The organism is Comamonas sp. BIGb0152 (assembly GCF_024809975.1).
Classification (GTDB): Bacteria; Pseudomonadota; Gammaproteobacteria; order Burkholderiales; family Burkholderiaceae_C; genus Comamonas.
Genome location: NZ_JANUDY010000001.1, coordinates 478,460 through 500,664, shown reverse-complemented (window position 1 = coordinate 500,664; position 22,205 = coordinate 478,460). Strand labels below are relative to the sequence as shown.

Genomic DNA, 22,205 nt, shown 5'->3' with positions numbered 1-22,205 from the left:
TTGGGCCTTCGGGTCGCTGCGCCTGGCTTGCAAAGGATTGACATGGCTGGATTGACCCGGGAGACCCCCACCCCCACCGCGCTGACCGTGCACGGCGCAAGCCGCGTGCTGGAAGTGCAATACGCCGATGGCGCGACCTTCCGCCTGCCTTTTGAGCTGCTGCGCGTCTACTCGCCCTCGGCTGAGGTGCAAGGCCATGGCCCGGGCCAGGAAGTGCTGCAGACCGGCAAGCGCGAGGTGGGCATCGTGGCGGTGGAGCCGGTCGGCAACTACGCCATCAAGCCCATCTTCTCGGACGGCCATGAGAGCGGCCTCTTCAGCTGGCAGTACCTGTACGAGCTGGGCAGCCGCCAGGCCGAGCTGTGGCAGGATTACCTGGACCGCCTGCAGGCGGCCGGTGTGGAGCGCGACCAGCCGATGGCGCCCAAGGGTGGCAGCGCTTGCGGTCACCAGCACTGAGCAGGGCGCCCGAGACCGGAAATAGTTTGTATTTAAAGCTATGAATTTTGTAGCTTTATCTGACCGTAAAATGTGGCTTTGCGCGTCCAAGCGCCTGAACTGCATACCCCCGAATAATCCGGGGTATGGGAGTAGGACGCTGCAGAGCTTGCTAGCATTCACACTATGAGCACCACCCATTTTGGATTTGAGACAGTTGACGAGCAGGACAAGGCGCGCAAGGTGCGCGGGGTGTTCGACTCGGTCGCGAGCAAATATGACGTGATGAACGACCTGATGTCCGGTGGTCTGCACCGGGTCTGGAAGCATTACACCGTCATGGTCGCCAACCTCAAGGAAGGACAGCGGGTGCTGGATATCGCGGGCGGTACCGGTGATCTGTCGCTGGCCTTTGCGAAAAAGGTCGGCCCCAGCGGCCAGGTGGTGCACACCGATATCAACGAAGCCATGCTGCGCGTGGGCCGTGACCGCCTGATCGACAAGGGCCTGAACCTGCCCACCACCGTCTGTGATGCCGAGGCCCTGCCTTTCCCGGACCAGCATTTTGACCTGGTGAGCGTGGCCTTCGGCCTGCGCAACATGACCAACAAGGACCAGGCGCTCAAGGAAATGTGCCGCGTGCTCAAGCCGCGCGGCAAGCTGCTGGTGCTGGAGTTTTCCAAGGTGGCCAAGCCGCTGGAGAAGGCCTACGACTTGTATTCCTTCCAGGTGCTACCACGTATAGGCCAGATGGTGGCGGGCGATGCCGACAGCTACCGCTACCTGGCCGAATCGATTCGCATGCATCCTGGCCAGGCCGAGCTCAAGGCCATGATGCAAAAAGCAGGCTTTGGCCATGTGGACTACCACAACATGACAGCAGGCATTACCGCCTTGCATGTCGGGATCAAATGTTGAAAAAGTGAGATGTAAAACCGGTTGCAAAGCCAGGCGCCTGCCCAGCGCCCAGCGCAATACAACACAACGGACCGGTGTTGCTGAGAAGTGGGCATGAACGTAATAGCCGGCGCAAAGGCGTACCGGCCCCAACAAAACGGAGCAAATATGACAAAACTGTGGTCAGTGGTCTTGGTGGCAATGCTGGCATTTGCGCATGTCGATGCCGATGCAAAGCGCATGGGTGGTGGCAAGTCCATGGGCCAGCAGTCCGGCAATGTGACCCAGCGCCAGGCAACACCTGCGCAAGCCCCTGGCAACAATGCCACGGCGCCTGCGCAAGCCCAGCGCCCCGCAACCCCGAATGCGGCCCCTGCCGCACCCAAGAAGCCTTGGGGCGCGATGCTGGGCGGCCTGGCTGCCGGCCTGGGCCTCGCCTGGCTGGCCCATTCGCTGGGCTTTGGTGAGGCCTTTGCCAACATGCTGTTGATTGGCCTGGCCATCATGGCCGTGCTGGCCATCGTCGGCTTTGTGATGCGCCGCAAAAGCGCTGCAACGCAACAACCGGCGCAGTCGCCCTTCGCCTTCCAAGGCGCTGGCAATGCAGCGCCGCAAGCGCCGGTATCGGCCCCTGTTGCGCCCCAGTACAACCCTGAGAAAGTCGGCAACGACGCCTCGGCCCGCCCCTGGGAGCAAGGTGCAGCACCGGTGGCAGCAGCTGCGGGTGGCAGCATGATTGGTGCTGGCCTGGCGGGTGCGCAAAACTGGGGTGTGCCAGAAGGCTTTGATGCCAACGGCTTCCTGGAAGCGGCCAAGCGCAACTTCGTGACCCTGCAGTCCGCCTGGGACCGCTCGGACATCAACACCTTGCGCTCGATGATGACCGACGACATGCTCAGCGAAGTCAAGGGCCAGCTGCAGGACCGCGAGCAGCACCGTGAAGGCGTGCAGCCCAACCAGACCGATGTGGTCATGCTCGAAGCCCAGTTGCTGGGTATCGAGGATCTGGGCCATGCCTACATGGCCAGCGTCGAGTTCTCCGGCATGATCCGCGAAGAAGCGCATGCAGGTCCCAGCCCCTTCCGCGAAGTCTGGAACATGTCCAAGCCCAAGGACGGTACCAGCGGCTGGTTGGTATCAGGGTTGCAAGCGCTGCAGTAATCAAGCTTTGCAGTAAGCAAACCGTAAAACTCCAGCGCTTTGCCTGTTAATGCTTACGACAGGCGGCGGACTTGGGGAATAATTGGGGACTATGGCAACACAGTCCCCTTTTTCTTTTCCGGGCGGCATTTTTGCACGCATTCTGGAGTCGGCCCAACCACCGCAGTGGCTGGTGTCGGAGGTGCAGCACCGCGTGGTGCTGTTTCTGAACCACGTGCTGATGCAGGAAGAGGTCGCGATGGAGCGCCTGGTGCGCCAAAGCGGGCGCGTGGTGCAGGTGCAGTGGCGCAGCATTGTGCTGGCCCTCAAGATCACGCCCGCCGGCCTGCTGGACCTGGCGGGAACGCAAGAAACCCCGGATCTGCGGGTGCAGGTGGTGGATGACTCGCCGCTGGCGCTGGCGCGGGGCGTCATCCAGGGCGAGAAGCCCGCCATCCGTATCGATGGCGATGTGCAGTTTGCCGCCGAGATCCAGTGGCTGGTGGACCATGTGCGCTGGGATGTGGAAGAAGACCTGGCCCGCGTAGTGGGCGATACCCCGGCGCATTGGCTGGCCCAAATGGGCCAGCGTGTGGCAGCCGCGCTGCGCCAGTTTGTCAGCATGGGCGTGCGCACCGCAGACCGCTTTGGCGCCGGCGGTTTTGGCCAGCAGACCCAGCCGCCAGCCCCGCCGACGCCGCCCGGTTATGGTGCGGACAGTGACACGGCCAGCGAGCGCAAACCGACATGACGCGTTTCCTCCGAGGCTTCACCATCTTGTGGGTGGTCTGGCGCTATGGCTTGCACGACATGGTGTTGTCGAGCTTCAACCATCCCTGGCTCAAAGGCATCACGCGGGTGTTGCGCCTGGGGCGCAACTGGACGGAGCCACGCGGCCAGCGCCTGCGCGAGGCACTGGAGCAGCTGGGCCCCATCTTTGTCAAATTTGGCCAGGTTCTGTCGACCCGGCGCGATTTGCTGCCGCCCGATATTGCCGAAGAGCTGTCCCTGCTGCAGGACCGCGTTCCTTCGTTTGATCCTCGCATCGCGGTGCAGACCATTGAGCGGGCGTTTCGCAAACCCCTGGCCGAGATCTTCGTCAGCTTTGATGAGAAGCCGATTGCCAGCGCCTCGATAGCCCAGGTGCACTTTGCCACCATCCGCACCCGTGAAGGCACCTTGCGCGATGTGGCGGTCAAGGTGCTGCGCCCGGGCATGCTGCCGGTGATCGACAGCGACCTGGCGCTGATGCGCACCATGGCCGAGCTGGTCGAGCGCTTCTCGGCCGATGGCAAGCGCCTCAAGCCGCGCCAGGTGGTGGCGGAGTTCGACACCTACCTGCACGACGAGCTGGACCTGATGCGCGAGGCATCGAACGCGGCCCAGCTGCGCCGCAACATGGAAGGGCTGGACCTGGTGCTGATCCCGGAAGTATTCTGGGATTTCTGTCACCAGGAGGTGATGGTGATGGAGCGCATGAATGGCGTGCCCATCAACCAGGTTGAGACCCTGCGTGCCGCCGGTGTCGATATCCCCAAGCTGGCCCGCGATGGCGTGACCATCTTCTTCACCCAGGTGTTCCGCGATGGTTTTTTCCATGCGGATATGCACCCGGGCAATATCCAGGTGAGCCTGGAGCCCGAGAGCTTTGGCCGCTACATCTCGCTGGATTTCGGCATTGTTGGCACCCTGACCGAGTTCGACAAAGAGTACCTGGCGCAGAACTTCACCGCCTTCTTCCGCCGCGATTACAAGCGTGTGGCTGAGCTGCATATCGAAAGCGGCTGGGTGCCTGCCGACACCCGTGTCGATGAGCTCGAAGCAGCGATCCGCGCGGTCTGCGAGCCATACTTTGACCGCCCGCTCAAGGAAATTTCGCTGGGCATGGTGCTGATGCGCCTGTTCCAGACCTCGCGCCGCTTTCAGGTCGAGATCCAGCCCCAGCTGGTGCTGCTGCAAAAAACCTTGCTCAACATCGAAGGCCTGGGCCGCCAGCTCGACCCCGACCTGGACCTCTGGAGCACGGCCAAGCCGTTCCTGGAAAAGTGGATGCTCGACCAGATGGGCCCCCAGCGCCTGTGGCGCGAGCTCAAATCCCAGGCACCGCGTTACGCCAAGCTGCTGCCCGATATGCCGCGCCTGGTGCACCAGTACCTGGCGCGCAATGGCAACGGTGCTGACAACGACCAGATGCTCAAAGAGCTGCTGGTGCAGCAGAAATTGACGAACAAGCTGCTGCAGATCATCATTTGCGGTGGCATTGGCTTTGTGCTGGGGCTGGTGGTATTGCAGCTCCTCATTCGCGTCCGCATTTTTTAATTCTTAACCCTTAAGCCCACGCTTTGCAGGAGTGACAACGTGCTGCTCTACATGGTGATTGCCTACCTATTTGTAACCATTGGCGTAGGTCTTTGGGCCGCCAAGCGGGTGAAGAACACGGCTGACTTCGCCGTTGCCGGCCGCAATCTGCCCTTGTTCATGATCATTACCACCACGTTCGCCACCTGGTTTGGTTCAGAGATCGTGCTGGGCGTGCCGGCCAAGTTCATCGAAGGCGGCCTGCGCAATGTGGTCGAGGACCCGTTTGGTGCCGGCATGTGTCTGATCCTGGTGGGCCTGTTCTTTGCGGCCAAGCTCTACCGCATGAACCTGCTGACCATCAGCGACTACTACCGCAAGCGCTATGGCAGCGCGGTGGAGATCATCTGCTCGCTGATCATCATGCTCAGCTACCTGGGCTGGGTGTCCGCCCAGGTCACGGCGCTGGGCCTGGTCTTCAACCTGCTTTCGGGTGGTGTGGTCAGCATTCCCATGGGCATGGTGATCGGTGTGGTGTCCATCCTGGCCTACACCTTGTTTGGCGGCATGTGGTCGGTGGCAGTCACCGACTTTGTGCAGATGATCATCCTGGTGGTGGGCCTTTTGGTGCTGGCCTTCTTTGCGGCGGACATGGCCGGCGGCGCAGGCAAGGTGATCGATCTGGCTACCAGCCGTGATCTGTTCCAGTTCTGGCCCGAGCCGAGCTGGCATGACATGGTCTTCTTCTTTGCGGCTGCCATCACGATGATGCTGGGCTCGATCCCGCAGCAGGACGTGTTTCAGCGCGTGATGTCGGCCAACACCGAAAAATCGGCCGTGCGCGGCACGGTGATCGGCGGCTCGGCCTATATTCTGTTTGCCTTTGTGCCGATGTTCCTGGTGGCCAGCGCACTGATCATCATGCCCGAGGCCACGGCCAGCCTGCTCAAGGACGATCCGCAAAAAGTGCTGCCCACCTTGGTGATGGAGAAGATGCCCTTTGTCATGCAGGTGCTGTTCTTTGGCGCGCTGCTGTCTGCCATCAAGTCCTGCGCATCGGCCACCTTGCTGGCCCCCAGCGTCACCTTCACCGAGAACATCTGGCGCCAGTTCCGCCCCAAGGTGAGCGACCGCGAAAACCTCAAGACCATGCGTATCAGCGTGCTGGTGTTCAGCGCCTGTGTGCTGGCCTATTCGATCCGCATGCAGGGCACGCCTATCTATGAACTGGTCTCCGGTGCCTACCAGGTGCCGCTGGTGGGCGCCTTTGTGCCGCTGGTGATGGGCCTGTACTGGAAGCGCGCCACCACCCAAGGGGCGCTGCTGGCGGTGTTCCTGGGCATTGGTGTCTGGCTGGCGGGCTTGAACATGGCCTGGGGTGCCGCCTTCCCGGCACAACTGGCGGGTGTGCTGGCCGCTTTCAGCGGCATGGTGGTCGGCTCGCTGCTGCCGCAGGCCATTCGCAACCAGAAGACGGATGTGCTGGCTTTTGGCCCCGATGCGGTGCCGGAGTCCGGCGGCGCTGTCGTGGCCGGCCGCTGAGGCCAGCGCCAGCGCCAGCGCCTTGAGGGGCGCTGTGCCTTAGCCCGTGGCCCGGATCGGTTTTCCAACCCGCCTATAATCAAGAGTTTCCCTTCGTTTTCACCAAGCGCGATGCCTATTTACGCCTACAAATGCAGTGCCTGCGGCTATGCCAAAGATGTCTTGCAAAAAATATCGGATGCGCCGTTGACGGACTGCCCGGAGTGCAAGCAAGCAGGCTTTTCCAAGCAGCTGACGGCCCCGGGTTTTCAGCTCAAGGGCACCGGCTGGTATGCCACCGATTTCAGTGGCAAATCGGCTTCCAGTTCCGCACCCGCCGCAAGCAGCACGTCGGGCAGCAGTGCGCCCGCCACTGAGGCCGCCGCCCCTGCCCCCGCACCGGCTGCTGCCAGCAGCGGCACGGCGGCCTGAGCGGCCCGGGTCTGAGAGCGGCGATGGCATCCCTGCGCAAATGGTTGTTGACCGGCCTGCTGGTCGTTGTGCCGGGGGTCATCACGGTCTGGGTGCTCAACTGGATCATCGGCACGCTCGACCAGACCTTGCAGATCCTGCCGCAGAGCTGGCAGCCTGACCAGGTCCTGGGCTACCACATTCCGGGTTTTGGTGTGGTGCTGACCCTGGCGATCTTGCTGATCGTTGGCGGCACTGCCAGCAACTTTGTGGGCCGCAAGCTCGTCTCCTGGGGCGATGCCCTAGTCAGCCGCATACCGGTGGTGCGTTCGATCTACTCGAGCGTCAAACAGGTCTCCGACACCTTGTTTTCCGAGAGCGGCAATGCCTTTCGCACCGCCGTCATGGTGCAGTGGCCCCAGCCGGGCATGTGGACCATCGGCTTTGTGACCGGCGCGCCCGGCGGTGAGCTGGACCAGCACCTGCACAGCGACCCGGCAAACCCCGATGCCGCCTTTGTCAGCGTCTATGTGCCCACCACCCCGAACCCCACCGGTGGCTACCTGGTGATGGTGCGCAAAAGCGATTGCATTGAATTGAATATGAGCGTGGATGCTGCGCTTAAATACATCGTCTCGATGGGGGTCGTGGCTGCGCCAGACGCCCCATCGGGGTCTAAATAACTGAGAACTAAGGCGCCTTTGCAGGTGCAGGAAGATTGGCTATGGCAATGCGTTCCCAATACTGCGGTCAAGTGACCGAAGCCCAGATGGGCGAAACCGTGAGCCTGTGCGGCTGGGTCAACCGCCGCCGTGACCACGGTGGTGTGATTTTCATCGACCTGCGCGACCGCGAAGGCTATGTGCAAGTGGTCTGCGATCCTGACCGCGCCGAGATGTTCAAGGTGGCCGAAGGCGTGCGCAATGAGTTCTGCGTGCAGGTCAAGGGCCTCGTGCGTGCCCGTCCCGATGGCACCACCAACGAATCGATCAAGAGCGGCAAGATTGAAGTGCTGTGCCATGAGCTGATCGTGCTCAACGCCTCGGTGACGCCTCCTTTCCAGATCGACGACGAGAACCTGTCGGAGACCGTGCGCCTCACCAACCGCGTGCTGGATCTGCGCCGCCCGGTCATGCAGCGCAACATGATGCTGCGCTACAAGACGGCCATCCAGGTGCGCAACTTCCTGGACAAAGAAGGTTTTGTCGATATCGAAACGCCCATGCTGGGCAAGAGCACGCCCGAAGGCGCGCGCGACTACCTGGTGCCCAGCCGCGTGCATGACGGCGAGTTCTTCGCGCTGCCCCAGTCGCCCCAGCTGTACAAGCAGATGCTGATGGTGGCCGGCTATGACCGCTACTACCAGATCACCAAGTGCTTCCGCGACGAAGACCTGCGTGCTGACCGCCAGCCCGAGTTCACGCAGATCGACTGCGAGACCTCGTTCCTGAACGAAGAAGAGATCCGCGCCATCTTCCAGCGCATGATCAAGGAAGTGTTCCAGACCCAGCTGAATGTGGACCTGGGCGAGTTCCCGATCATGACCTACCAGGATGCCGCTTTCCGCTTTGGTTCGGACAAGCCTGACCTGCGCGTGAAGCTGGAGTTCACCGAGCTGACCGAGGTGATGAAGGACGTGGACTTCAAGGTGTTCTCGGGCGCCGCCAACATGAAGGGCGGCCGCGTAGTGGGCCTGCGCGTTCCCGGCGGTGCACGCGAGCAGGGCGGGCTGTCGCGTGGCGACATCGATGCCTACACCGACTTCGTCAAGATCTATGGCGCCAAGGGCCTGGCCTACATCAAGGTCAATGAGCTGGCCAAGGGCCGTGACGGCCTGCAGTCGCCCATCGTCAAGAACATCCATGATGCCGCGATTGCCGAGATCCTCAAGCGCACCGAAGCGCAAGACGGCGACCTGATTTTCTTTGGCGCGGACAAGGAAAAGATCGTCAATGACGCCATCGGCGCCTTGCGCATCAAGATTGGCCACAGTGCCTTTGGCAAGAGCACCGGCCTGTTCGAAGACCGCTGGGCACCGCTGTGGGTGGTGGACTTCCCGATGTTCGAACACGACGAGGAAAACGACCGCTGGGCCGCTGTGCACCATCCCTTCACCTCGCCCAAGGATGGCCATGAAGACCTGATGGACACGGACCCTGGCAAGTGCATTGCCAAGGCCTACGACATGGTGCTGAACGGCTGGGAGCTGGGTGGCGGCTCGGTGCGTATCCACCGCGCCGATGTGCAGTCCAAGGTGTTCACCGCGCTCAAGATCAGCGCCGAAGACGCCCGTGCCAAGTTTGGTTACCTGCTGGACGCGCTGCAGTACGGCGCGCCTCCCCACGGCGGCCTGGCCTTTGGTCTGGACCGTTTGATCACCTTGATGACCGGTTCCGAATCGATCCGCGACGTGATCGCCTTCCCCAAGACCCAGCGCGCACAGGACTTGCTGACCCAGGCCCCATCGCCGGTGGACGAAAAGCAGCTGCGCGAGCTGCACATCAAGCTGCGCAACACCGCAGCAGCGCAGTAAGCGGACCACGCGGTGCATGGGCATGCCTGATGCACGGCGCTGCGACCCAAGCCAAAGCCCTGCGGCTTTGGCTTTTTTTTGTCATGGCCGGGCGCTATGCTCTGCCGGATTGCATGTTTGCAAAGGCAGCCGATGCGTGAGATGACTAAGCCTTCCAAGCGTCTGGCCAACGGAATGGCCCTGGTCGCCATCGCGCTGGCGCTGACCGCCTGCGGCGAGAAAAAGACCGAGCTGGGCCAGGGCGGCTCCGAAGTCTCGGGCTCGGCCGGCCCGGCAGGCGGGCAGGGCGCGCATGCCAGCCTGGAGCGCTGCGATGCGCCGATTGCCACGGTGGCCTTGCTGGAGAACCCGCGCGGCTATGTGGTGCCCAGCAGCCTGAACCTGCCGCCCAGCCCCGTGCCCCTGGTGCGCTTGCTGATGCAGCAAAGCGGCTGCTTTCGGGTGGTGGACCGGGCCGGAGGCCTGCAGGGCACCATCCGCGAAGGGGAGTTGCAGGACGCCGGCGTGCTGCGCCCCCATGGCACGGTGCAAAAGCGCAAGGGCTATGAGGCCCAGTACACCATGGTGCCCAACCTGACGTTCAGTGAACAGGATGCCGGCCGGGGCCTGGCGGGCATCATCGCCATGGTGCCGGTGCTGCGTGATATCGCAGGCCTGGCCGGCGTGGCCGAGCAGGTCAAGTTCAAAGAGGCGCAGACCGCCTTGTTCCTGACCGACAACGAAACCACGGAACAGGTAGCCGCATCCACTGGATCAGCTCGGGCCACCGACCTGGGCGTAGGCGGTGTGCTGCTGGGCCGCCTGGGCGGCGGCGCCGGCATGGGCTGGAGCAATACCAATGAGGGCAAGGTGATTGCCGCCGCCTTTTTGAACGCCCACAACCTGATGGTGCAGCAGGTGCGCCTGCTGCAGGCCAAGGCCTTGCCGCCTGCCGTAGCCACCCGCAAGCCCGAGGCGGCGCGCTAGCTATGCAAGACACCAGCGGCGCAAGCCTGCCCTACAAACTGCCCCGGTCGGTGCTGGTCATCATCCATACCGCTGATCTGCAGGTGCTGCTGCTGCGCCGTGTCAGCCAGATGGAGGGCCAGGACTACTGGCAACCCGTCACGGGCAGCCAGGACAGCGAGGCCGAGACCTGGCAGGAGACGGCCATCCGGGAGGTGTGGGAAGAAACCGGTATCGATGCTGGGCAGCCAGATTGCCTACTGCGCGACTGGCAGCTGGAGAACATCTACCCGATCTACCCGCAGTGGCGCCACCGCTACGCGCCCGATGTGTGCATGAACACCGAGCATGTGCTGAGCCTGCAGGTGCCGTCCTACACCAAGATCGTGCTGAGCCCCAGAGAGCACACGGCCTACGCGTGGCATGATTGGCGAGAGGCAGCAGAACGCTGCTATTCCATCTCGAACAGCGAAGCCATTCTGTGGCTGCCGAGGTTCACAGCTTCATGACCGATATTCACGACGATTTGCCCATTCTTCGGGTAGCCACCTACAACATCCACAAGGGCGTGCAGGGCCTGGGCCCCGTGCGCAGGCTGGAGATCCACAACCTGGGGCTGGCGGTCGAGCAGCTGGATGCCGACATCATCTGCCTGCAGGAAGTGCGCAAGGACAACCGCAAGGAAGAGAGCTTCTTCAACAACTGGCCCGAGCAGAACCAGGCGGATTTTCTGACCCCGCTGGGCTATACGGCCGCGTACCGCACCAATGCCACCACCCGCTGGGGTGAGCACGGCAATGCCTTGCTGACCCGCTGGCCGATTCTGGAATCCAACCACCGCGACATCTCGGACCACCGCTTCGAGCAGCGCGGCCTGCTGCATGTGGCGATGGAGATTGCCGGCCAGCGCATCCACACCATCGTCGTGCACCTGGGCCTGGTGCAGGGCAGCCGCTTGCGCCAGACGGCGCAGATCCATGAGTTCATCCAGGCCCATGTGCCCTCTGATGAGCCGGTGATCGTTGCCGGGGACTTCAACGACTGGGGCTTCCAGGTCAAGCGCATGCTGGCCGGCTTTGGCCTGTTTGAATATGACGAGCAGCCGCTGATGACCTATCCCTCGCGCCTGCCGGTGGTACAGCTGGACCATGTCTATGCCCGGGGTTTGACGCCTTGTGGCCTGTTTGTGCCCCGGGGCCGCATCTGGTGGCGCATGTCTGATCACCTGCCGTTGATTGCCGAGTTCCGTCTGCGCGACTGAGCCTGGGATCACAGCGCGCTTTTGCGTGATAAATGCTATTGAATTGATAGCTTTTGAGCTTTTCCTGTGCTGACCAAGGGGCAAGACACAACGAGTGCTTACAGGTCTGCAATCGCTGCTACCATTCCTTTATATGTTTACAGAACTATCCGATCCGAATAAAGCACCTGCCAGCGACGAAGGCACACCGGTGTCCGTCAAGATCCGTGAGCGGATAGTGGCAGCCCAGCGGCGCTTTCATGCCAACGACAATATCGCCGAGTTCATCGAGCCCGGCGAGCTGGAGCAATTGCTCGATGAGGTCGAAGGCAAGATGCAGGGCGTGCTCGACAGCATGGTGATCAACACCAAGGATGACCACAACACCCGCAACACCGCGCGCCGCGTGGCCAAGATGTACCTCACCGAGGTGTTCAAGGGCCGCTATGTGCCCCAGCCCGAGGTGACCGCCTTCCCCAATGCTGAGCATTTGAACGAGCTGATGATCGTCGGCCCGATCACCGTGCGCAGCGCCTGCAGCCACCACCTCTGCCCGGTCATCGGCAAGGTCTGGATTGGCGTGCTGCCCAACAAGAACACCAATGTGATCGGCCTGTCCAAGTACGCACGCCTGGTGGACTGGGTGCTGGGCCGTCCCCAGATCCAGGAAGAGGCGATTGTGCAGCTGGCCGACCTGATCATGAAAAAGACCCAGCCCGATGGCTTGGCTGTCGTGCTGGAGGCCTCGCACTTTTGCATGTCCTGGAGGGGCGTGCGTGAGATGGACTCCAAGATGCTCAACTCCGTCATGCGTGGAGAGTTTCTGAGCGACCCCAATTTGCGGCGCGAGTTTCTGTCGCTGATCCCGCAGCGCGCTGGCAACTGACTGCCACGCTAAGCACACATCGCCCGGGCCTGCCCCGGGTTATTTTTTTGCCGCTTCGACTGCCATGACGCTCCACGCATTCACGCTCATCATTGTGGCCGGCATCATCCATGCTTTTTGGAACATTGTGGCCAAGAAAGCAGGAGGCGATGCCCGCTTTTCGCTGTTTACCTCGGTGCTCAATGCCGTCGTGTGGCTGCCGGTAGGCTGGTGGGTGGGCAAGGATGTGGTGCCCCTATGGGGTGCTACCGAATGGGCCTTTGTCTCGGCCAGCGCGCTGCTGCATATCTTTTACTTCATCACCTTGCTGCGCGGCTACCGGGTGGCCGATCTCACGGTGGTCTACCCGCTGGCGCGGGGCAGCGGCCCGTTGATCTCGTCGATGGTCGCCGTGCTGTTTTTGGGCGAGCACCTGTCCAGCCTGGGCGCGCTTGGCATTGCCGCCGTGGTGGCGGGGGTGTTTTTGATTGCAGGTGGCCCGGCCATGCTGCGCGCTGCCACCCGGCCCGGCCCCGGCGAGGCGCGGGAGCGCACACTCAAGGGCCTGTACTACGGCCTGCTCACGGGCCTCTTTATTGCGGCCTATACCGTGGTTGACAGCTATGCCGTCAAGGTGGTGATGCTGTCTCCCATCTTGCTGGACTACATGGGCAACCTGGTGCGCGTCGTGATGCTGGCACCCCTGGGCGTCATGAACTGGGCCGAAACCCAGCGCCTGTGGCGCCTGCAATGGCGCTTTGCGCTGGTGGTCGCCATCTTCAGCCCCATGGCCTATGTGCTGGTGCTGTATGCGGTGCAGACCGCGCCCATCTCGCATGTGGCGCCTGCGCGTGAGGTATCGATGCTGTTTGCCGCACTGATTGGCGGCAAGCTGCTGGGCGAGGGCGATCGCCTGCTGCGCATTGCCGGCGCGCTGCTCATTGGTGTGGGTGTGGTCGCCCTGGGCCTGGGCTAGGCCATGCCAGGTGCTGTGCTGCCGATGGTGTTGGGCTGCGATTTCAGCAGCAGCCCGAGCCCACGCAAACCGGTGGTTGTGGCCTGGGGCCATCTGGATGCCGATGCGGGCACCGTGGCGCTGCAGGGCTTTGACCGCTTTGCCACGCTGGCGCAGTGGCAGGATTTTTTACAGCAACAGCCCGCCTGGGTGGGCGGCTTTGATCTGCCCTTTGCACTGCCGCGCGAGCTGGTGAGCCACCTGGGTTGGCCCAGCGATTGGCAGGCCTGCATGCAGCATTACGCCCGCCTGGAGCGCAGCGAGATCCGCAGCCTCTTCAAAGCCTTTTGCGATGCCAGGCCCGCTGGCGGCAAATTTGCCCACCGCGCCACCGACTGGCCTGCGGGCTCCAGCCCCTCGATGAAATGGGTCAACCCGCCCGTCGCCTGGATGCTGCATGCGGGCCTGCCCCGGCTGCTGGCGGTGGGGGCGGATTTCCCCGGCCTGCTGCGGCGAGACAGCGCCAGGGTGGCACTGGAAGCCTACCCCGGCATGCTGGCGCGCGAGCTGATCGGCCGACGCAGCTACAAAAGCGATGACCGCCAGCGCCAGACGCCTGAGCGCGCGCAAGCCAGGGCCGAGCTGTTGGAGGCTTTGCAGCAAGGCCAGCACCGGCTGGGGCTGCGCTTGCTGGCCGACGAGGCGCAGCGGCAGACCATGGCGGCAGACGCCAGTGGCGACCACCTGGATGCCGCCATCTGCATGCTGCAGGCCGCTTGGGCATTGGCGCAGCATGCGGCGGGCCATGCGCAGTACGGATTGCCGCCCGGCATGGATCCGCTGGAAGGCTGGATCGTGACCGCGCCGCTGTCACGCCCGTAAGTGCTGGCAGCCCTGGCCCACTGGGCAGCAGGCCATAATGTGCCGGTTCTTCGCCGCTGGTCTGCGGCCCTTCCCCGAGACATTCCTATGCCCACCTTTCAATCCCTGCTGGCCTTTTTTGGTGTTGCCCTGCTGCTGGCGCTGTCGCCCGGGCCGGACAATCTGTTTGTGCTGATGCAATCGATACAGCGCGGCTGGCGGGTGGGCATTGCCGTGGTCGTCGGCCTGTGCCTGGGCGTGGTGGTGCACACCACCGCCGTGGCACTGGGGCTGGCGGCGGTGTTTGCCGCATCCAGCATGGCGTTCACGGTGCTCAAGTGGTGTGGTGCGGCCTATCTGGCGTATCTGGCCTGGGGCGCATGGCGGGCGCCGATGTCTGCAGATGCATCCGATGGCGGCGCAACCGCCAACGGGGGCCTGCGCCCAGCGATCGCGGGCAAGGACCTGCTGGTGATGGTGCGCCGTGGCGTGGTGATGAACCTCACCAACCCGAAGGTGCTGATCTTCTTTCTGGCGTTTTTGCCGCAGTTTGCCGACCCTGCCATCGGTCCCGTCGGCCCGCAGATCTTTGTCTTTGGCGCCGTGTTCATCCTGGCGGCCTTCCTGGTGTTTGGCGCCATTGCGCTGTTCTCGGGCGCCTTTGGCAATCTGCTGCTGCGCTCGCCCCGCGCGCAGTTCTTGCTGAACAAGATCACCGCCGTGGTGTTTGTGGGCCTGGCGGTCAAGCTGGCGACGGCGCAGCGCTGAGGGCTGGCAGACGGGGGCATGCTTGGCTGCCGCTTAACCCGCCAGTGCGGGCAAGCCCAGCCCCTGGTAAATGCGGCGCATATGCCGTGCCAGCCGTTTGGACTGCGGCTGCTGGTTACACCAGGGCTGCACCAGGTTCTGCAAGGCCGTCCACTGGCCGGTGTGGCGCAGGGCGCTCCAGTAGAGCTGGCTGAACAGGTCGCGCTGGGCATGGCTGCCACCGGTCTCCACCAGGCGCGCAATCAAGGGGCCCAGCTGCTGGGCTGCCTGCCCGTACTGGCCTTGGGCATGGGCTAACACGCCCCGCGCTGCAGGCAGGCAGACCGCTTGCCAGACGGCGCGCAGCCGGGGATGCACTTGCGCATCAGCGTGGCACTGCATGCTGGCCAGCAGCTGCTGCGCCGCCTGCCATTGCCCGGCGCGTGCCAGGCCGTACAGGTATTGCAGATCGAGAAAGGGCAGCACATGGTCGTGCTGGCGTTGCAGCAGATAGGGCGTGAGCTGCTGCCAGCGCTGACCCACATCGAGCCCTTCTAGCTCCAACCGTGCCAGCAGTGAGATGGAGCCGATCTGGTCTTGCGAATAGGCCGGCACGACCCCCCAGACCTGGCTGTCGTGCAACTGCAAGGCCTCGTCGTGGCGCTCATCCTCTATCAAAAACAGGGCCAGGTGCCACCAGTTGTGGGTCTGCATGAAGGAGTTGAGCCCCGTCCAGCTGGAACTGGCGCCCTGCATGAAAGCCAGGCCTTCGTCCACGCGGCCTTCGGTCAGCAGGACATGGGCCAGCGCATGGTGGGCCCAGGGCTCCTTGAAGCGCAGCTGCAGCGCATGGCGCGCCGCCGTCTCAGCCTGGCCCAGCAAATGGCATTGCTCATAGGCAAAGGCCAGCATGCCGTGGAAGTAAGGGATATCGGCGCAGTGCGGCTGGGCCGACAGCGCCATGCGCAGCATGGCGGGGGAATCGCCCAGGTTGAAGGCATGGTAGTGCGCGAGCTTGAGCGCGGCCAGGTCGCGCGGGTAGTGCTGCAGCAGCGCTTCGAGCCTTTGCGCGGCCAAGGGCGTGTCGCCCTCGGCCCAGGCCTCGATGGCGGCCAGCCACTGCTTCTCGCGGCCATGGGCCTGCGCCTGGCTTGCGCGGGCGCGCTGCAAAAAGGGCTGGGCCTGGCGGGCGGCTTGTGCATCTTCGGCAAACAGATGAAGTGCCGCGCACCAGGTGTGCACCAGCGGGCTGTCGTCCTGCTCGGCGATGTCCAGGATGCGCAGCACGCGCATGTCGCAGGCGGCAAAGCCTTCTGCAAAGTCGTTCAGGTAGGGCAGGGCGGCTGCATCGCTGCTGACCGGGTTGCCATACAGATCGTGCTGCGTGCCCATGCGCTGGTCTCCTTGGCTCAGGCCTTGGGCGGCAGCGGCCAGGGCTTTTGTGGGCCGCGAATCTGCTCGAAAGCCCGCGACAGCTGCAGCACACCCAGGTCATCAAAACGCGCACCGGCAATCTGCAGGCCAATGGGCAGGCCAGCGGCGGTGTAGCCGCAGTTGATGGAGGCGGCTGGCTGCTCCGACATGTTGTAGGGCACGGTAAAGCCAATGTGCTCCAGCGGGCGCAAAGGGTCGTTGGTGGGCGATGCCCATTCGGCATCAAACGCGACATGTGGCGCCACGGGCGAGATCACAAAGTCAAACGCGCTGCAGGCTTTGACGGTGGCCAGGCGCACCAGGTGGAACTGCTGGCTGGCCTGGAACACTGCGCTGCCCCCCATGCCCTCGGCGCTCTCGGCCCAAGCGCGGATATAGGGCAGCACCCGGTCGCGCTGCGCGCTGCTGAGCGCCTGCAGATCGTTCCAGGAGCGCATGCGCCAGAAGCGGTCCATGCCGTCCAGCATCGCAGGCGTCATGAAGGGCTGCATCGGCGTGATTTGCGCGCCTGCGGATTCCAGCAGTGCGGCGGCCTGCTCGATGGCGGCGCGCACCTCGGGCTGCAGCGGCAGGCCGCAGCCGGCATCGAGCAGCAGGCCAATGCGCTTGCCCCGAATAAAGTCCACGCCGGTGGTGGCCACCGTGCTCCAGGCGATGTCCTGCGCGGGCAGGCTCATGCTGTCGCGCACATCGGGGGCGGACAGCACTTGCATCATCAGCGCTGAGTCGTCCACGCTGCGGGTCATCGGGCCGGCGGCACGGCCTTGGTAGGGCGGGTCGATGGGGATGCGGCCCAGGCTGGGCTTGAGGCTGTAGATGCCGCACCAACTGGCGGGCAGGCGCAAGGAGCCGCCAATGTCGGTGCCGATGTGCAGCGGGCCGTAGCCTGCGGCGGCGGCGGCACCACCGCCTGCGCTGGAGCCGCCCGGGCCCTTGCTCAGGTCCCAGGGGTTGCGTGCCAGCGGATGAAAGCTCGACAGGCCGGACGACAGCATGCCGTAGTCGGGCATGGTGGTCTTGCTAAAGCAGATGGCATGGGCCTCGCGCAGGCGGGCGGCGGGCGGTGCATCGGCCGCAGCGGGTACCAGGGTGACGGCGGCGGTGCCGGCGGGCAGCGGGTCGCCCTGGGTGGCAATGTTTTCCTTGATGGTCACGGGCAGGCCATCGAGCAGGCCGGCGGGTGCCCCCTTGTGCCAGCGCGCCTCGCTGGCGCGGGCCTGGGCCAGCGCCTGTTCAGGCCGGTACAGGTAGGTGGCGCACAGGCGCGGCTCCCACTGCGCGACATGGTCGATGACAGATTGCATGACATCGACAGGGGAGAGTTCTTGTTTTTGGTAGGCGGCCAGCAGCGCAGTGGCGGGCCAATCATGCAACGCGGTCATATCGGGCAAGGGGGCTGGGTTGGGGTGGGGTGGCTCAATGAAAAAAGCCCATCCCGGCAGGGCCGTGGATGGGCGGTGTGCTTGCTTCAAGCCTAGCGCAAGCCCGGGCTTATGCCCAGTACATGGATGACAAGTCGTTGATGAAGATCGGCATGTCCTTCCAAAGCCCGCGCACGTTTTTGGCGGCGATGGTCACCCACTGCGGCTGGTACAGGTAAACGTTGGCGGCATCTTCGGCCAGCAGGCGCTGGGCCTCGCCCAGCAGGCGCGAGCGGTCGGCCGGACGGGCTTCGAGCTTGATCTGCTCGAACAGCTTGTTGAACTTCTCGGACTTGTAGCCCCAGTAGTAGTCGGGCCGGGTGTAGTTCTCCAGGTCGAAGGGCTCGACGTGCGAGATGATCGACAGGTCGTAGTTCTTGTTGGTGTAGGTGCCCGAGAGCCACTGCGCCCATTCCACGTTCTGCAGCTTGACCTCGACACCGATCTTGGCCAGCTGCGCGGCAATGATCTCGCCGCCTTGGCGCGCATACGGCGTAGGCGGCAGGGTCATGCTCAGGCTCAGCGGGGTTTTGACCCCGGCTTCTGCGAGCAGCTTCTTGGCCTTTTCCACGTCATAGGGATTGATGCCGGTGGTGTCCACATAGCCGAAGGCGCCGGGCACGTAGTGGCTGCCAATGGGCACGCCCAGGCCTTCGGCGGCCCCGGCAATGACGGCCTTGCGGTCAATGGCGGCGGACAGCGCGCGGCGCACCCGCACATCGTCCAGCGGCTTGCGCCGCTCGTTGATGGCCACAATGGTCTTGGCGCGCGAGCCGGAGATGACCACCTGGTAGCGCGGGTTGGTCTTGAACTGGTCGATACCCCGGGCCGATACGCGCGGGAAGATGTCCACATCACCGGCGAGCAAGGCGGCGACCTGGGCGGCTGCATCCGAGATAAACCGGAAGGTGGCACGGCGGATACGGATGCTGCCGGGGTTGCGGTACTGGGGCCAGGCATCCAGGGTGATGGAGGCGCCCTTGCTCCAGTTACCCAGCTTGTAGGGGCCGGTACCGATGGGCTTGGTGGCATTGCTGTCGGCGCTCTTGGGCTCGACGATGACTGAGGTGGCCTGGCCCAGCACAAACAGCAGGTCCGGGTCGATCTCCTTGTTCAGGATCACCACCGTGTGCTCATCGACCACCTGGGCCGTGAGGTTGGCAAAGGTGCGCTTGTCCTTGTTGGTGCTTTTTTCGCTGGAGGCACGGTCAAAGGAGAACTTCACGCTGTGGGCATTGAAGGGCTCGCCATTGTGAAAGCTCACGCCTTTGCGCAGCTTGAAGGTGTAGGTCTTGAGATCGGGTGAGACCTCCCAGCTTTCGGCCAGCAAGGGCGAGACGCTGCCGTCGGCATTGATCTTGGTCAGCGTCTCGTACAGGTTGTAGTGGGTGATCTCGGCAATCGACGAGGCGGCACCTGCCGTGGGATCAAGCCCTGGCGGCTCCAAGGTCATGCCCAGCACGACGGTGTCTTTCTTGGCCTGCGCCTGGGCCATGCCGGGCAGCCACAGCGGCAGCGGTGCCAGGGTGCCTGCGGCAAGCAGGTGTCTACGGTTCAGCATCCGGTACTCCTTGGATCGGGTTTTATTCAATTTATCGGGGAAAGCTGTGAAGCGGCGTCGCCCTCGCGGGGAATGCCCTTGTGGGGGCCGTCCTCGCGGGGGTCGCCCTTGCGGGCGTGCCGAGGAGCTCAAACACGGTTATACAGGACTTACCCCAATCCCTGCTGGCATGCGGTGTCGGCGTGGCCGCACCGCTGGCACGGCGCGCACCAGTTTTTGTGTATACGGGTGCTGGGCCTGCTGAAACAGCTGGGCTGGCGCGCCGCGCTCGACGATCTCGCCCTGGTAGAGCACCACCACGGCGTCGCAGAGGTGGTTGATAACGGCCAGGTCATGGCTGATCAGCAGGTAGGTGATGCCATGTTCTTGCTGCAGGTCCTGCATCAGGTTGAGCACCTGGGCTTGCACCGACACGTCCAGGGCGCTGACGGGCTCATCGGCGATGATCAGCCGGGGCTTGGTGATCAGCGCGCGGGCAATGGCGATGCGCTGGCGCTGGCCGCCGGAGAACTCATGCGGGTACTTGTCCACATCCTGCGCGCGCAGGCCCACTTGCTGCAGCACCTGGCTGGCGCGTTCGCGCTGCTCGGCACGGGTGCTGCTCTTTTGCGCCTGCAGCGGCTCGCTGACGATGCGCTCCACGGTCTGGCGCGGGTCCAGCGAACCATAAGGGTCCTGGAACACCATCTGGAAATCCTTGCGCGCGCGCTGCAGTGCGGCGGCCGGCATGCGGTGCAGGTCCTGGCCCTCCAGCAGCACCTGGCCGGCAGTGGGCTGGTCCAGTGCCATCACCAGGCGTGCCAAGGTGGATTTGCCTGAGCCCGACTCGCCGACGATGCCCAGGCTTTGGCCGGCATGCAGCTCAAAGCTCACACCCTTGAGGGCTTGCACGGTGGGTGGGGCAGAAAACAGTTTCTCGCGGGGCAGGGTGTAGGTGCGCACCAGGTCGCGCACTTGCAGCAAGGGGGTGTCATGGGTGGCTGCATTCATGCGGGGGTCTCGTCAGGGGTCTCGGTGGCCACGGCATAGGCCTCGGGGCGCAGGCAGTGCACCTGGTGGGTCTGGTCCAACGCGCCCGATGGCAAGGTGATGCTGGGCGGCGGCTGCGTAAAGCAGGCAGGCTGGGTAAAGCTGCAGCGCCCGGCAAAGGTGCAGCCCGCGGGCAGGTCGGCCAGCTCGGGCACCGAGCCGGCAATGGTGTGCAAGCGCTGGGGCTGGCCCTGGATGCGGGGCTGCATGCTGGGGCGTGCGGCCAGCAGGCCCCGGGTGTAGGGGTGGGCCATGTGTTCAAACACGGCCTCGGTGCTGCCGGACTCGACCACGGTGCCGCCGTACATCACGACCATCTTGTCCACGTTCTGCGAGATCACGCCCAGGTCGTGCGAGATCAGCAGCAAGGCCATTTGGCGCTCTTCCACCAGGCCATTGATCAGGTCCAGGATCTGCTGCTGGATGGTGACATCCAGCGCCGTGGTGGGCTCGTCGGCAATCAGCAGATCGGGGCCGCAAGCCAGCGCCATGGCGATGGTGATGCGCTGGCGCTGCCCGCCCGAAAACTGGTGCGGGTAGGCATCAAAGCGCTGCGCAGGCTGGGCAATGCCGACGCGGTCGAGCAGTGCAATGGCTTCTTCGCGGGCCTGGCGCGCGCTCCAGCCCTTGTGCAGGCGCAAGGGCTCGCTGATCTGGCGGCCGATGGTGTGCACCGGGTTCAGCGCCGTCATCGGCTCCTGGAAGATCATCGCAATGCGGTTGCCGCGCACGCCCCGCCACCAGCGGTCGGGCTGCTGCACCAGGCTTTGTCCGTCAAGCTGGGCGCTGCCGCTGACCTGGGCTGATTCGGGCAGCAGGCCCATCAAGGCCATGGCCGTGATGGATTTGCCGCAGCCCGATTCGCCAATCAGGCCCAGGGCCTGGCCGCGCTCGATTTGAAAGCTGACATCGCGCACGGCGCGTGCGGGGCCTCGGTGGGTCTGCAGCGTAATGCCCAGGTGCTGTACGTCGATCAATGCCATGGCTGCTCCTTAGCGCTTGCGGGCGAGTCGTGGATCGAGCAGGTCACGCAGACCGTCGCCCAGCAGGTTGAGCCCCAGCACGGACAGCGCAATGGCCACGCCCGGGAAGACGGCCAAGAGCGGTGCCTGGAACATCAAGGTCTGCGCCTCACTCAGCATGCGGCCCCAGGAGGGCTGCGGCGGCTGGGTGCCCAAGCCCAGGTAGGACAGCGCGGCCTCGGCCAGGATTGCGATCGCAAAGCGGATGGTGCTTTGCACGATCAAGGTGGCCGAGATATTGGGCAGCACATGCTGCCAGGTGATGGCCCAGGTGCCCTTGCCGCAGGCCCGGGCGGCGGTGACATATTCACGGGCCCAGATGGTGTTGGCCGAGCCGCGTGCAATGCGCGCAAACATGGGGATGTTGTAGATGCCGATGGCCACGATGGCATTGGTGATGCCCGGGCCGAAGACGGCGGTCAGCATGATGGCCGACAGGATGGCAGGGAAGGCCAGCGAGAAGTCGGCCAGGCGCATGATGGCCTCTTCGACCCAGCCGCGTTTGGCGGCCGCGAGCAGGCCCAGCGCCGTGCCCACCACCACGCCGATGCCCACGGCGATGACGCCCACCAGGATCGAGGCGCGTGCGCCCAGCAGCAGCTGCGAGGCCACGTCGCGGCCATAGGCATCGGTGCCCAGCCAGTGGGCGAGCGATGGGCCCTGCAGCTTGGCCTCCATGTTCATCTCGAAGGCCGAATGCGGCGTCCAGACATAGGACAGGCCGGCAGCGCACAACAGCATGGCGGTGAGCACTAGGCCAATCATGAAGCTGGGGTTGCGCAAGGCGCGCCGCCACAGTGCATGGCGGCTGGATGGGCTGGCGAGCGGCGGGCTCGCAGCGGTGCTGGGCAGGGCAGGGGCGACGGAGGTAGGCGTTGGCATGGCGG

General features: G+C 64.0%; 22 protein-coding genes. 16 read left to right on the top strand and 6 right to left on the bottom strand.

Annotated features, from left to right (window positions below; all coding sequences use genetic code 11):
- Positions 1–42 precede the first annotated feature (42 nt).
- From M2375_RS02265 to M2375_RS02190, 16 genes are all read left to right on the top strand, one after another.
- Positions 43–459 carry a DUF971 domain-containing protein gene (locus M2375_RS02265; protein WP_259163663.1) on the top strand — a complete coding sequence of 139 codons (417 nt, stop codon included), beginning with the start codon at positions 43–45 and terminating at the stop codon, positions 457–459.
- Between the two features lie 165 nt (positions 460–624).
- Entirely contained in the window at positions 625–1,356 is a 732-nt protein-coding gene (gene ubiE, locus M2375_RS02260) for a bifunctional demethylmenaquinone methyltransferase/2-methoxy-6-polyprenyl-1,4-benzoquinol methylase UbiE (protein WP_182325389.1), read from the top strand.
- Between the two features lie 147 nt (positions 1,357–1,503).
- Positions 1,504–2,496 carry a Tim44 domain-containing protein gene (locus tag M2375_RS02255; RefSeq protein WP_259163661.1) on the top strand — a complete coding sequence of 331 codons (993 nt, stop codon included), beginning with the start codon at positions 1,504–1,506 and terminating at the stop codon, positions 2,494–2,496.
- A gap of 91 nt (positions 2,497–2,587) precedes the next feature.
- Positions 2,588–3,226 carry a hypothetical protein gene (locus tag M2375_RS02250; protein ID WP_259163660.1) on the top strand — a complete coding sequence of 213 codons (639 nt, stop codon included), beginning with the start codon at positions 2,588–2,590 and terminating at the stop codon, positions 3,224–3,226.
- On the top strand, positions 3,223–4,794 hold the full coding sequence (gene ubiB, locus M2375_RS02245) for a ubiquinone biosynthesis regulatory protein kinase UbiB (RefSeq protein WP_259163659.1): 1,572 nt from the start codon (positions 3,223–3,225) through the stop codon (positions 4,792–4,794). Before M2375_RS02250 ends, ubiB begins: the two co-directional genes overlap by 4 nt.
- Before the next feature lie 39 nt (positions 4,795–4,833).
- Complete coding sequence (locus tag M2375_RS02240) at positions 4,834–6,315, top strand: sodium:solute symporter family protein (protein WP_259163658.1); 1,482 nt, start codon at positions 4,834–4,836, stop codon at positions 6,313–6,315.
- 111 nt (positions 6,316–6,426) lie between these two features.
- Positions 6,427–6,726, top strand: coding sequence for an FmdB family zinc ribbon protein (locus M2375_RS02235; RefSeq protein WP_259163657.1), 300 nt, complete (start codon positions 6,427–6,429; stop codon positions 6,724–6,726).
- Between the two features lie 23 nt (positions 6,727–6,749).
- Complete coding sequence (locus M2375_RS02230) at positions 6,750–7,388, top strand: DUF502 domain-containing protein (protein WP_259163655.1); 639 nt, start codon at positions 6,750–6,752, stop codon at positions 7,386–7,388.
- A 41-nt stretch (positions 7,389–7,429) separates the two neighbouring features.
- A complete protein-coding gene (aspS, locus tag M2375_RS02225) occupies positions 7,430–9,238 on the top strand; it encodes an aspartate--tRNA ligase (RefSeq protein ID WP_259163654.1) in 1,809 nt (602 codons plus the stop codon).
- A gap of 132 nt (positions 9,239–9,370) precedes the next feature.
- Complete coding sequence (locus tag M2375_RS02220) at positions 9,371–10,204, top strand: CsgG/HfaB family protein (protein ID WP_404979263.1); 834 nt, start codon at positions 9,371–9,373, stop codon at positions 10,202–10,204.
- A 2-nt stretch (positions 10,205–10,206) separates the two neighbouring features.
- Positions 10,207–10,692, top strand: a complete 486-nt coding sequence (gene nudB, locus M2375_RS02215) for a dihydroneopterin triphosphate diphosphatase (protein WP_259163652.1) — start codon at positions 10,207–10,209, stop codon at positions 10,690–10,692.
- Entirely contained in the window at positions 10,689–11,444 is a 756-nt protein-coding gene (locus M2375_RS02210; protein WP_259163650.1) for an endonuclease/exonuclease/phosphatase family protein, read from the top strand. Before nudB ends, M2375_RS02210 begins: the two co-directional genes overlap by 4 nt.
- 133 nt (positions 11,445–11,577) lie before the next feature.
- Positions 11,578–12,309, top strand: a complete 732-nt coding sequence (folE, locus tag M2375_RS02205) for a GTP cyclohydrolase I (RefSeq protein WP_259163649.1) — start codon at positions 11,578–11,580, stop codon at positions 12,307–12,309.
- A 64-nt stretch (positions 12,310–12,373) separates the two neighbouring features.
- Positions 12,374–13,264, top strand: coding sequence for a DMT family transporter (locus M2375_RS02200; RefSeq protein WP_259163648.1), 891 nt, complete (start codon positions 12,374–12,376; stop codon positions 13,262–13,264).
- Positions 13,265–13,267: 3 nt separating this feature from the next.
- Positions 13,268–14,125 carry a DUF429 domain-containing protein gene (locus M2375_RS02195; RefSeq protein WP_259163647.1) on the top strand — a complete coding sequence of 286 codons (858 nt, stop codon included), beginning with the start codon at positions 13,268–13,270 and terminating at the stop codon, positions 14,123–14,125.
- 87 nt (positions 14,126–14,212) lie between these two features.
- Positions 14,213–14,872 carry a LysE family translocator gene (locus tag M2375_RS02190; RefSeq protein WP_259163645.1) on the top strand — a complete coding sequence of 220 codons (660 nt, stop codon included), beginning with the start codon at positions 14,213–14,215 and terminating at the stop codon, positions 14,870–14,872.
- Between the two features lie 33 nt (positions 14,873–14,905).
- On the opposite strand, the gene M2375_RS02185 is transcribed toward M2375_RS02190, so the two are convergent.
- The 6 genes from M2375_RS02185 to M2375_RS02160 form a co-directional block, all read right to left on the bottom strand.
- Positions 14,906–16,243: a tetratricopeptide repeat protein gene (locus M2375_RS02185; RefSeq protein WP_259163643.1), complete on the bottom strand. Its 1,338-nt coding sequence runs from the start codon at positions 16,241–16,243 to the stop codon at positions 14,906–14,908.
- Positions 16,244–16,260: 17 nt separating this feature from the next.
- Positions 16,261–17,667 (bottom strand): amidase, encoded by a 1,407-nt coding sequence (locus M2375_RS02180; RefSeq protein WP_259163641.1) that lies wholly within the window; start codon positions 17,665–17,667, stop codon positions 16,261–16,263.
- Positions 17,668–17,776: 109 nt separating this feature from the next.
- A complete protein-coding gene (locus M2375_RS02175) occupies positions 17,777–19,267 on the bottom strand; it encodes an ABC transporter substrate-binding protein (protein ID WP_259163639.1) in 1,491 nt (496 codons plus the stop codon).
- Positions 19,268–19,405: 138 nt separating this feature from the next.
- Entirely contained in the window at positions 19,406–20,257 is an 852-nt protein-coding gene (locus M2375_RS02170) for an ATP-binding cassette domain-containing protein (RefSeq protein ID WP_259163637.1), read from the bottom strand.
- Entirely contained in the window at positions 20,254–21,279 is a 1,026-nt protein-coding gene (locus M2375_RS02165; protein ID WP_259163635.1) for an ABC transporter ATP-binding protein, read from the bottom strand. The genes M2375_RS02170 and M2375_RS02165 overlap by 4 nt, the downstream gene beginning before the upstream one ends.
- Before the next feature lie 9 nt (positions 21,280–21,288).
- Positions 21,289–22,200, bottom strand: coding sequence for an ABC transporter permease (locus tag M2375_RS02160; RefSeq protein WP_259163634.1), 912 nt, complete (start codon positions 22,198–22,200; stop codon positions 21,289–21,291).
- Positions 22,201–22,205 lie beyond the last annotated feature (5 nt).

What these genes read in the sequence shown, in the direction of transcription:
- M2375_RS02190 (WP_259163645.1), top strand. Translation starts at nt 14,213, where the DNA reads ATGCCCACCTTTCAATCCCTGCTGGCCTTTTTTGGTGTTGCCCTGCTG.
- ubiE (WP_182325389.1), top strand. Translation starts at nt 625, where the DNA reads ATGAGCACCACCCATTTTGGATTTGAGACAGTTGACGAGCAGGACAAG.
- M2375_RS02165 (WP_259163635.1), bottom strand. Translation starts at nt 21,279, where the DNA reads ATGGCATTGATCGACGTACAGCACCTGGGCATTACGCTGCAGACCCAC.
- M2375_RS02255 (WP_259163661.1), top strand. Translation starts at nt 1,504, where the DNA reads ATGACAAAACTGTGGTCAGTGGTCTTGGTGGCAATGCTGGCATTTGCG.
- ubiB (WP_259163659.1), top strand. Translation starts at nt 3,223, where the DNA reads ATGACGCGTTTCCTCCGAGGCTTCACCATCTTGTGGGTGGTCTGGCGC.
- aspS (WP_259163654.1), top strand. Translation starts at nt 7,430, where the DNA reads ATGGCAATGCGTTCCCAATACTGCGGTCAAGTGACCGAAGCCCAGATG.
- M2375_RS02235 (WP_259163657.1), top strand. Translation starts at nt 6,427, where the DNA reads ATGCCTATTTACGCCTACAAATGCAGTGCCTGCGGCTATGCCAAAGAT.
- M2375_RS02180 (WP_259163641.1), bottom strand. Translation starts at nt 17,667, where the DNA reads ATGACCGCGTTGCATGATTGGCCCGCCACTGCGCTGCTGGCCGCCTAC.
- M2375_RS02230 (WP_259163655.1), top strand. Translation starts at nt 6,750, where the DNA reads ATGGCATCCCTGCGCAAATGGTTGTTGACCGGCCTGCTGGTCGTTGTG.
- M2375_RS02265 (WP_259163663.1), top strand. Translation starts at nt 43, where the DNA reads ATGGCTGGATTGACCCGGGAGACCCCCACCCCCACCGCGCTGACCGTG.
- M2375_RS02250 (WP_259163660.1), top strand. Translation starts at nt 2,588, where the DNA reads ATGGCAACACAGTCCCCTTTTTCTTTTCCGGGCGGCATTTTTGCACGC.
- M2375_RS02220 (WP_404979263.1), top strand. Translation starts at nt 9,371, where the DNA reads ATGCGTGAGATGACTAAGCCTTCCAAGCGTCTGGCCAACGGAATGGCC.
- M2375_RS02170 (WP_259163637.1), bottom strand. Translation starts at nt 20,257, where the DNA reads ATGAATGCAGCCACCCATGACACCCCCTTGCTGCAAGTGCGCGACCTG.
- M2375_RS02175 (WP_259163639.1), bottom strand. Translation starts at nt 19,267, where the DNA reads ATGCTGAACCGTAGACACCTGCTTGCCGCAGGCACCCTGGCACCGCTG.
- M2375_RS02200 (WP_259163648.1), top strand. Translation starts at nt 12,374, where the DNA reads ATGACGCTCCACGCATTCACGCTCATCATTGTGGCCGGCATCATCCAT.
- nudB (WP_259163652.1), top strand. Translation starts at nt 10,207, where the DNA reads ATGCAAGACACCAGCGGCGCAAGCCTGCCCTACAAACTGCCCCGGTCG.
- M2375_RS02185 (WP_259163643.1), bottom strand. Translation starts at nt 16,243, where the DNA reads ATGGGCACGCAGCACGATCTGTATGGCAACCCGGTCAGCAGCGATGCA.
- M2375_RS02195 (WP_259163647.1), top strand. Translation starts at nt 13,268, where the DNA reads ATGCCAGGTGCTGTGCTGCCGATGGTGTTGGGCTGCGATTTCAGCAGC.
- M2375_RS02160 (WP_259163634.1), bottom strand. Translation starts at nt 22,200, where the DNA reads ATGCCAACGCCTACCTCCGTCGCCCCTGCCCTGCCCAGCACCGCTGCG.
- M2375_RS02210 (WP_259163650.1), top strand. Translation starts at nt 10,689, where the DNA reads ATGACCGATATTCACGACGATTTGCCCATTCTTCGGGTAGCCACCTAC.
- folE (WP_259163649.1), top strand. Translation starts at nt 11,578, where the DNA reads ATGTTTACAGAACTATCCGATCCGAATAAAGCACCTGCCAGCGACGAA.